Annotated in this window: 10 protein-coding genes; 7 read left to right on the top strand and 3 right to left on the bottom strand. The window is 40.0% G+C overall.

What is annotated here, in order from left to right:
- Nucleotides 1–121 precede the first annotated feature (121 nt).
- Nucleotides 122–1,042: a hypothetical protein gene (locus tag M8E35_RS24525; protein ID WP_252473610.1), complete on the top strand. Its 921-nt coding sequence runs from the start codon at nucleotides 122–124 to the stop codon at nucleotides 1,040–1,042.
- A gap of 153 nt (nucleotides 1,043–1,195) precedes the next feature.
- On the opposite strand, the gene M8E35_RS27080 is transcribed toward M8E35_RS24525, so the two are convergent.
- The gene (locus tag M8E35_RS27080) at nucleotides 1,196–1,351 is read right to left on the bottom strand and encodes a Ku protein (protein ID WP_366946870.1); all 156 of its coding nucleotides are present in this window, start codon (nucleotides 1,349–1,351) and stop codon (nucleotides 1,196–1,198) included.
- A gap of 400 nt (nucleotides 1,352–1,751) precedes the next feature.
- Here M8E35_RS27080 and M8E35_RS24520 point away from each other — a divergent pair, with 400 nt between their 5' ends.
- From M8E35_RS24520 to M8E35_RS24510, 3 genes are all read left to right on the top strand, one after another.
- On the top strand, nucleotides 1,752–3,113 hold the full coding sequence (locus M8E35_RS24520) for a DUF4830 domain-containing protein (protein WP_252473609.1): 1,362 nt from the start codon (nucleotides 1,752–1,754) through the stop codon (nucleotides 3,111–3,113).
- A gap of 441 nt (nucleotides 3,114–3,554) precedes the next feature.
- A complete protein-coding gene (locus tag M8E35_RS24515) occupies nucleotides 3,555–4,115 on the top strand; it encodes a DNA-3-methyladenine glycosylase I (RefSeq protein ID WP_252473608.1) in 561 nt (186 codons plus the stop codon).
- A 398-nt stretch (nucleotides 4,116–4,513) separates the two neighbouring features.
- Nucleotides 4,514–4,834, top strand: a complete 321-nt coding sequence (locus tag M8E35_RS24510; protein ID WP_252473607.1) for a nucleoside triphosphate pyrophosphohydrolase family protein — start codon at nucleotides 4,514–4,516, stop codon at nucleotides 4,832–4,834.
- A 92-nt stretch (nucleotides 4,835–4,926) separates the two neighbouring features.
- Here M8E35_RS24510 and M8E35_RS24505 read toward each other — a convergent pair whose 3' ends face one another.
- Nucleotides 4,927–5,124, bottom strand: coding sequence for a type II toxin-antitoxin system HicB family antitoxin (locus tag M8E35_RS24505; RefSeq protein WP_252473606.1), 198 nt, complete (start codon nucleotides 5,122–5,124; stop codon nucleotides 4,927–4,929).
- Nucleotides 5,125–5,277: 153 nt separating this feature from the next.
- On the opposite strand from M8E35_RS24505, the gene M8E35_RS24500 reads away from it, so the two are divergent.
- The 3 genes from M8E35_RS24500 to M8E35_RS24490 all read left to right on the top strand — a co-directional run bounded on the left by M8E35_RS24500 (nucleotide 5,278) and on the right by M8E35_RS24490 (nucleotide 8,228).
- Nucleotides 5,278–5,505, top strand: coding sequence for a hypothetical protein (locus M8E35_RS24500; RefSeq protein WP_252473605.1), 228 nt, complete (start codon nucleotides 5,278–5,280; stop codon nucleotides 5,503–5,505).
- 350 nt (nucleotides 5,506–5,855) lie between these two features.
- Nucleotides 5,856–6,533 carry a response regulator transcription factor gene (locus tag M8E35_RS24495; protein WP_252473604.1) on the top strand — a complete coding sequence of 226 codons (678 nt, stop codon included), beginning with the start codon at nucleotides 5,856–5,858 and terminating at the stop codon, nucleotides 6,531–6,533.
- Between the two features lie 3 nt (nucleotides 6,534–6,536).
- The gene (locus tag M8E35_RS24490) at nucleotides 6,537–8,228 is read left to right on the top strand and encodes a sensor histidine kinase (protein WP_252473603.1); all 1,692 of its coding nucleotides are present in this window, start codon (nucleotides 6,537–6,539) and stop codon (nucleotides 8,226–8,228) included.
- A gap of 441 nt (nucleotides 8,229–8,669) precedes the next feature.
- Here M8E35_RS24490 and M8E35_RS24485 read toward each other — a convergent pair whose 3' ends face one another.
- A complete protein-coding gene (locus tag M8E35_RS24485; RefSeq protein WP_252473602.1) occupies nucleotides 8,670–8,903 on the bottom strand; it encodes a DUF1659 domain-containing protein in 234 nt (77 codons plus the stop codon).
- Nucleotides 8,904–9,304: the final 401 nt, after the last annotated feature.

Below are 9,304 nucleotides of genomic sequence, written 5' to 3'. Positions count from 1 at the left end.
AAATCATTGAGGAAAAACAGTCCTCTTAACTTATATATAATTTTGGAGTTTAGCGACAACTAATTTGACAAATACCGCTAATAAGAAATTATAGCTCTTTTAAGCAGACCGGGCACGTGGAGTGCTTAATAGTGCTATATACGGGTTGAATGAAAGCCTTGGTATAGGCGGGTTTGAGAGACTGATAGTCTTTTTAGAAGAGCCGAAACCAGAATCAAGTAAACCAAGTGAGCCCACATCGAATAACTTGACTGTTAAAAGTACTGATAAGCAGACAAGCTCAGATGTTGAACAAAACCAGACTAAAGCTCAGGTATCACAGCCCGCAAAAACTCCACAAAGAAGTGGAGACCAAGTATTAGGAGCTACTGATCCAAATGTTTCTGGGTTACCTGATTATTTTAACATCCAAGCCCCATTATCCTATAGTGTTCATCCCAAGAAAAATCTTACAATCAAATGGGAAAAAAGCGCACCAAACTTTTTCTTATATATTCGAGATATGTCAAACGTGAATATGAAAAGTATCTTTTCGGCTTATGTTGGCAATGTAAATAACTATACCATTCCTGCAAATCTCCTCACTGAAGGTCACAAATATGGAATTTCGCTTTATGCTACAAGTGGTACAGACAGAAGTGATCCAAATTATAAACAGCGTAGTTCAAGTAATATGGAACAGGTAATATACGGGAGATCAGTAACAATTCATACTTTGACTCCGCCCATCATCACGTCTCCACAAAACGCTTCTAACCTTCCGAAAGCGGACGTGATCCTAAAATGGGTGAAGACTGGCTGGGTCGATAATAATAATCTACCAATAGTCAGATACAAGATCGAAGTTGCAGACTCAACGGCCAATAACCCCATATTCTATGAAGAGACTCCACAAGACAGTGTTACCATAGAAGGGTCTAAACTGATTTCAGGTCATTCCTATAGCGTAAAAGTTACTGCAGTAATTCGTCCATACACTTACGAAGCAACTGCAATAGCGGATAATACGAAATCAACCATTATTACGTTCATAGTGAAATAACGCTCTTTTCAGGGTAGTTGTTGAGAAGGCGCTCCGAAGGGAGCGTCTTTTGTATTGCTAAGGATTTTCCTGCCCCCAAAGTCCTTGCTGAATGATCTGCGCAGCAAGGCCGGTAAAGTTCTGCTTCTGTCACTTTTTATCATAACTTAATTTTTACAATGTATTATCGGTCACAATGACATATTTATCTTTGCTATTTTCATATCCTTTAAGAATGTCCTTGCACGAAACTTCTGCACCGCAATGCTCGCTGATTTTTTTGTAGCGGATGCGCTGGGAGTCCGCTTCATGAAGCTGGTCGAAGCTAATGTCATTGTCTTGCTGTTCCCAAAGAAGTCTTTTCTCATGAGGAAAGGTGTGCTATTATCGAGGAAAGTAGAGAAAATTCTGCTCTTCCCGCAACTTCCAGCATAATCGAACACCTATGGGCTAGATTGGCATTAATTCTACTTGAGAAGTCTTAATGAATATCTATATCAAAAGGTGGTATTGTCTTTATGGGGGAGTATGAGAATAATCTAATTGAATTACCACTTAGAATAATTGAAATATTGGAAGATATTTGTATTCAAGTTGTGGATATAAGAGGCTGCACTATTTATTACTCAAAGGGACTCAGTTGCGCTGTCAGCTAAAAAAAGCGGGCTTCTCAGCCCCCTCGCCTTTGGTGAAACGGGAGTAAAGGAGTGCGTGAAGGAGAGGGTGAAGAATGCATTATAAAAAGCCTGTGTTTTGGGTAAGTATTGTGGCGGCTGTGGTTGTTGCTGCGGTCAGCCTTTCTCTTGTGGTTAGCAAGCATTTGGAAGCAAAACCTGAAAACTTGTCAAATCAGGGCGCCGAGCTAAACTCAATATCAGAAAGTCTTTCAGGTATACCGGAAGGGGCATATCATACGGAGTATAACAGAGTAAAAATTGAATTTCTCTCCGATATGATGGGATTTAAATCGGAAAAGGATTTTGAAGCAACGGATTCCGAAACAGTTGCATACATAGATTCTACGCTAAGAACCAGTCAAACGCCTGCGGAAGAGGATGACTTGAACAACAATTATACAAATCAGTATACGATAAAATTGTCTAATGAGCTTGGCGGATATAGCTGCAGGCTTTACTACGATACGCTGTATGATAAAGCCTATATAGTAAAAGATGGCGGCCTTTACGAAACTGGGTTAGATTTTGCGCGTTATATTGATTCATTTTTGGAGAATACAAGCATCACCTTCAATATAGATGAAACTGATGCCTCGGCGCTGTTTAAGGAGTATGGATGGAGGCTCGATTACCAGATAAACGCGATAAAAAGCAAGCTAAATGACATCAACGTCCTGTCTGAGTTTAATCCAAATGCGTTTTATTTTGCGTATAACAATGAGCTTTCAAAGGATATCGGCCTGGACATGAGCGGATTCTCCAATACCGCCGACATTGAGGTCGAAATTTATAGAATCCATGAGAGTATGCCGCAGGAATTTTATCCGCTAAAGAATAGCAGAGGCGTTGTTGTGAAAAACCGTGAAAAAATAATTGGCGCTTTCATCAGCGCCGGGCGGCACAGCACTTTTAACGCTTGCAGTTTGAAAGGAAACAGCTTTGAAAAAGTGACAGGCCAAACGCTTTACGAGTGGCTTGGGGACATGATTAAAGCGGACAGCACGGAAGAAAGACTATCCAAATTAGAGCCGGAACAGGTTATCGCGGAATATTTCACGGCGTTGGATAATAAAGAGGCAAAGACCGCGGGATACTGTATCTCGAAAATAACTCTGCTGGAAAATTTGACATCAAATATGCTAAATGAGGAATTATTTAACGAGGGGGTCGGATTACCTTTAACCAATGTGGATATTGGAGCTAAATCAAGCTTTGATAACCTGAAGTCCGCAAAGCTGTTAAAAGTTGAGCTGATTGACGAAATAGATGAAAATGCTAAAATCTATAGGGTAACTGTGAACCTGCAGTATAACAAGGAATGGTCCATAGGCAACGGACGTCAATTTTGGGATTGTCGCATGGTTTATGAATCTCCTCAGACGGGATGGAAAATAGTAGGTTTTGGTCATGGTTGATTAACGGTTCGGTCAATTCGCTATGCCAATCACGTCAGGATTCCTCGTTTCGACTTTTTTTGCTGTGGTTATCGCGTTTAGTGTTTATAATTATTTCACTAAAAATTCCTTCGAATTTTCAAATCATAATCGCAAAACTCAAATAATATTTATCATCGGTTTTACGGCAGTGTGGACAGCGGTACTGTTATTTAGAGTGTTTATGGGAAAAACCGTTTTATGGTCCATAAATTGTCTGTATCCCACCCTGTTCCTGGCAATTGCCTTTGTGTTGATAAAAACGTTGGATTTTTTAATCAAAGTCACGGAGAAGAGAATGGGGAACGAGAAAAGGATTTTATCAAAAGCCATAATGAGCAAAAGGGGATGACATAGGGAATTTTTACGAATGTCTGGGCTGAAAGGTATGATGATAAATGAAAATGACTGGGGGAAACTTTTATGAGTTCTTGTTCATGGCCTGGAAGAAATCTAACAATGCAACAATATCATGACAACGAGTGGTGTGTACCAAGTCATGACGATGCTTATATATTTGAAATGCTTACCTTAGAAGGGGCTCAATCCGGATTATCCTGGAGTATCGTTCTTGCCAAAAGAGAAGGATATCAAAAAGCTTTTCAACATTTTAACATTGAATATTGCTCCAAACTGACTGATGAAGAGTTGGAGACGATCAAAGAACAATATAATATTATAAAAAATAGAACTAAGATTAATGCTGTCAGAAGCAATGCCCTAGCTGTCATCAACATACAGAAGGAATTCGGAAGCTTTTCAACCTTCTTATGGAATTACGTCGATGATCATCCAGTGATAAACAGTTGGGTATCCGAGGGGCAAATGCCTGCTCAAACTCCCTTGTCAGAACAAATTAGTAAGGATCTGAAGAAAAGAGGCTTTAAATTTGTCGGACCTGTAATAATCTATTCATTTATGCAAGCAATCGGCATGGTGGACGATCACCTAAGAACATGCCCTTACCATTCTACGAACAGATGAATAATCAAGGTTTGGGGAAACTAACAATGATATTGATTTGACTGACTTAGCGGAATTATATAAATGATTGGAGAGAAGGTCATAATATGGTCGGAAGTGATGTGATGAGTTGCTCTGAAGCGGCTGAAAGTCTTGGCCTTTTCAGCGGCAATGGCCTCCTGGCCGACGATTAAATAACAAAGCATCTGCTGGATCGAGCAGGTGCTTCTTGTATGGGAGATATCACAAAGTAATTAATATGAGTTTTATTGCTCTGCGCACGAAGTTTAAATGTTTGTGGAAAGAAATAAATCTTGATTGCTAAATATGACAGGATGTCTTCAAGTTTGATATTGTATAATAACAGCATGTGATTCCGTAACAGATAAGCAAAATATATCAGAAAAAGAGAGGGAAATATGAAAGATATGAATTTTAGCGAGGTTGTTGAACGTTGCGTTCAAATAAGAAAACTCTATCATCAACTGGAACGGCAGAATCATGGATCAGAATGGACAGTGGAAGAGGATGCGCTAGCTTTCTTGACCGATGCCGGCTTGGTGGGTCGTTTGACGATGTCTCAGCAGGAGCGTTGGCCTAAAGGCGGTAATACAGTATCTGAATTGGAGCATAAACTTAGCGAGTGTATATGGTGGCTGATTGTTTTGGCAGAGCGTATGAATATTGATATCAATGAATCATTGGACGAATTTTTATCAAAACTTGAAAAACAGTTCTAGCGTTAACCAGGAGGATCTTATTAAACGAAACAATGTGTATCTCCTGAAGATCATCACTTACGCCCAGGGTGAATACGGAATGGATGAAAAATTCACATGTGAGCTTCTGCCTCTTCATTTTCGTCTATGAGGTAATCTAACCATATCGCTAAAGCATCACGTGCCATATAAATAGCGTTTGCAAGATCGTTACCCTGACTATTGGTCCCAGGTAAATCAGGAAATCGTATAGCATATCCATTTTCAATGGGAATCAGGGAAGAACTGCTTAAAGAATTTGATAAGGACATATTTAATGCGTTGGTTGAGAAGTAATTCTTATACCAACGCATTTTATTTTTGAGTTAAGGACTCTCATTTCAAGTTTGCAAAAGTATGTGAGATACAACTTTTTGTCCATGTCGTTTGCTATTCTTAGGAACAGAAGCAGGAGGAAGCTATTTATGGTTATGAAAAAATGTAGTAAATGTGGTAAAGCATCATATAGTGCTTGTGAGCATGGCACGTGGTTATGTCCTTATTGTGATACTGATTTGACGAAAGAGAAAGTCAGGGATATTAATGATGGGGAATCAGACAAAGTCAAAGATCGTGGTTCCCTAGGCTTGATGTTGGTAAAAGAATTCGTCCCTTTCCGAACCGTACGGAATCTTTCTAAGCTTTCTTTGTAGGGTTTAACGATTCCGATTTGCAACAAGCTGGAATGTTGGGAGCAAAGCTTCAAGGAATGCCTTAAGTACTTGAAAATTGGAGGGATTAGGGGTAAATCTCGATGATCTTGAAGGGTGTATTGTCTCTTCGGAACAAGTGGTATCCTTCTCAAAGCTTTTAGGTCTTGTAATTAAGCGCTAGTTTCGTATGTTTTTTTATCTTCTCTCGGACTAATGTTCCGAGGGAACTTTTTTGTTAAAGGGTACATTTTACGCAAAATTTCAATACTCGAATAGAGAATAATAGAAAATTTTCAGAAGGATACAGGAAAAATAGGTTGGTGTGCTAACCTATACTTGGAGGTGAAAAAATGGCTTTTGAATTTTTATTGGTTGAAGATGATCCAGAGATAAGAGAAATCATCATAGACTATTTTATCGCGAAAAGCGAGGGGACTTTTAAGATAGATTCTGCCAAGTCAGGTAAGGAAGGTCAGCAAAAATGTCTTGAGAAGGACTATGATTTAGTTCTGCTGGATGTCATGCTGCCGGAGGTCGATGGATTTACAATTTGCCGGGAGCTTAGAAAAAGGAGCAATGTGCCTATTATTTTTATCACGGCAAGGCACCAGGAGAAGGATAGATTGCATGGGTATAATCTGGGCTGTGATGATTACATAGTTAAACCTTTTTCCCTCGCAGAGCTTTATGCCAAGGTTACGGCTTTGATTAGACGGGCCAAAGGGACGGTGAGTAACGAAGTAATGACAGCAGGGAGCATAGGTTTGAATCCGTACCGTTATACGGTTATGGTCAATGACACAGAAGTAGCCCTGGCCCCCATGGAATTTGCCATTTTAAAATTACTCATGGAGAATTGCGGTCGGTTAGTGAGCCGGGAAAGCCTGCTCATCCGAATTTGGGGATATGATTTTGAAGGGAATGACAGAGTGGTGGACAATCATGTGAAAAAATTGCGGAAGGCCTTAGGGGATGCCTCGAAGCAAATTAAAACCGTGATCAAGAGAGGGTACAAATTGGAGGGGTAGACATTGAAAAGGAACAAAACAAAGCAGACAATCTATATCCGTATCTTTTGTGCCTTATTTGCCACCTACTTGGTGCTTATGACAGGCTTTAGCCTATTCCTGATAGCTCAGGAAAAGAAGGAGGGGAGCTGGGAACTTCGCACCCTAGCCTTACAGGTCAATAATACCATCGGCGGTATCCTGCAGGATAATATTGACAGTAACAATCAGCTTGCGGATATTGCCAAGCTTAAAAAGCAATTAGTCGGAAAGTCGTTCTTCACCTATTTAGGGACGGAAGTCGCCATATTCTCAGGGGATTACAACCTGATTTTTAATACCAACGACAACTGGTTATGCAGCTATACGGAGTATAGTGAAGGAAGTAAAAATTATACAGGCTATGGATATTTGAACCCCAAGGATTGGTTTAAGGAAAAAGAAATAACCGAGCTGGAAAATTACTTAAATGCCAATCCTAAGGCAGAGAATCCTGGTGATCTTTCCGAGTATTCCCTTGAGTTGGAGGGTTTTTGGGTCGATAATGAAATGATTATTCCTGACAAAATAAGTGTTGTGCCCATGTATGCAGAAACCTTCGATGAAGAGGGAAGTGTAAGGGGAAGTAGTGGAATCCATTTAAATGACATAGTCTATGCCTCAGGTTATGAAAATACCAAAAACTTGCCCTATTTTGAACATGGCAGCATCCTGCCCGTTAATAACGGTTTACGGGATAAGGAGCAAGCAATCAATCTGCGTAATCTGGTGTCGGATCAAGAAAAATTAAAGGAGGCTGTTAAACAGCCGGGGAATGTTTTATGTGAAAGGGTTAATTGGCTGACCTATCGCTATTACTTGCCCCAGCCATACCAGAATACTGTAAAAGTAATCGATGACCAGAACAATTACAGCGAATTCTGGACGGTTTTTGCCCGTGAGGTCAATCTCTGGGATAAATGTGCCGGTACTTTGATTTTCGTATGGGTCAGCTGCTGGATAACCTTCGTTATGGCAGCCCTTATACTTGCAGCCCAGACTTATAAAACCTACCAAAAGAGGGAAGAGCTTGAAAGATTTCGCAAGGAAACAACCAATGCTTTAGCCCATGATTTGAAAACACCTTTAAGCATTATTTCCGGGTATGCCCAGAATCTTATGGAAAATGTCCAGACAGAGAAAAGGGAGCACTATGCAGCTAGTATCCAGGCTAATGTAAACCGGATGGATAAGATAATCCGAGAAATGCTGGAGTTATCAAGATTAGAGTGTGATGTATGGCCAATAAAATTTGAGGAGGTATCTCTCGGTGAAGTGTGTGCTGAAATAATTGAGCGTTACAAGCAAGTAAGTGCTGAAAAATCCATCCTGACCCATCTGGAAGGTGATGCAGTGATCAAAGCTGATCATTCTTTAATGGCCAGAGTGATTGACAATTTTTTTGTCAATGCCCTTGACAGCACACCTGATGGTGGAACTATTCGGATAAGCATAGCTGACAATAGATTTGAATTTTACAATAGCGGCAGCTATATTCCAGAAGAAAAGCTGAGGGAAATATGGCAGCCCTATAGAAAAGCGGATGCATCACGCGGCAATACAAAGGGTACAGGTCTTGGTTTAGCTATTTCCCGTACAATTCTGGAACTATATCACTTTTCCTATGGGGCTCAAAATAGTGATCAGGGGGTAATATTCTGGTTCGAATTCGTTTAAATTAACAAAGCATCTGCTGGATAAAGGCAGGTTTTTCAGGGCAGAAAGTATAAACTTACGTTATATACTTTCTAAGCATAAGTGCAACTGAGGCTACCGCCTGCGGCTGACAGAATGACTAATACGTGCGAAGACAGTGTCTTCGGGCACCAGCCAAGTTTTCTTTAGCTGGTACTGAACTATTTTTTTCTTAACAGATACAATTGCTGGTAAAAATTGCAAGAATAACAGTTCACTTCATGCTCATAGGTGTCGTTGCGAAAAATGCTATTTTGCTGATTGATTTTAGCACAGACTCAGTCCGGCAAAAACGGAAATTTTACTGACGAGGAAACTAAAGCGTAATAGATTAATATTGTTTCCTGGTTGACAAAAGAAGAAGATCTAAAGGGCTGCGTGAAACTAAGTTTCGACACAGTCCCATCCAAGAGTGAGAGGGTATTATTCTTCCGGTTCTTCCACTAACTCCGTACTATCACGCAAAATCAAGGTAGTGAGCGGCTTTTCAGAGAGGCTGAATAGGGCGGCAGCAACCTCGTGGAGGGATCCATGATCAGCATCTGGCCTCACGTAGTTTAAGCTCTTTTGCTTGATTTGGGGACCGCCGGCAGTTGTCAAACCGTCTTCATATTTCAACACTAAGGTTGAAGTCAACGGCTTATCAATGATAGGCATCTCTTTTCCCTCCCCTCTTGATCCAGAGGCCGATAGATTTGGCATGGTTGTATATAATATGGATCTGCTTGTACTATGGTTACTGTAGGGAAGCATCTTTGTTCAAACCGCATTTTTTTATCAAATTCAAAGAAGACACCCACTTCTATAAGTTAAGGGGTTCCATTTTGGAGTTGAAAACCAAAAATAGCAAAAGTTTTAGCACAAAAATAGCAGATATTTAGCATCTGCTATTTTTCTATATCCCGCTTATATCAAGAGGTCTATTAAAAATAGCATAAAATTAGCACATTTTTAGCACTTCTTTAATAAAAGAAATAATTATTTCTCTTGCTAAAAATCTGCTAAAAGTTTGCTATTTAGCCTGCTGAAAAAATGCTGAATTCTTGCTGAGAATTGTA

This window comes from Desulfosporosinus nitroreducens, assembly GCF_023897015.1.
Lineage (GTDB): Bacteria > Bacillota > Desulfitobacteriia > Desulfitobacteriales > Desulfitobacteriaceae > Desulfosporosinus > Desulfosporosinus nitroreducens.
Note: the sequence above shows the minus strand (reverse complement) of the source record. Positions and strands in the feature narration are given on the sequence as shown.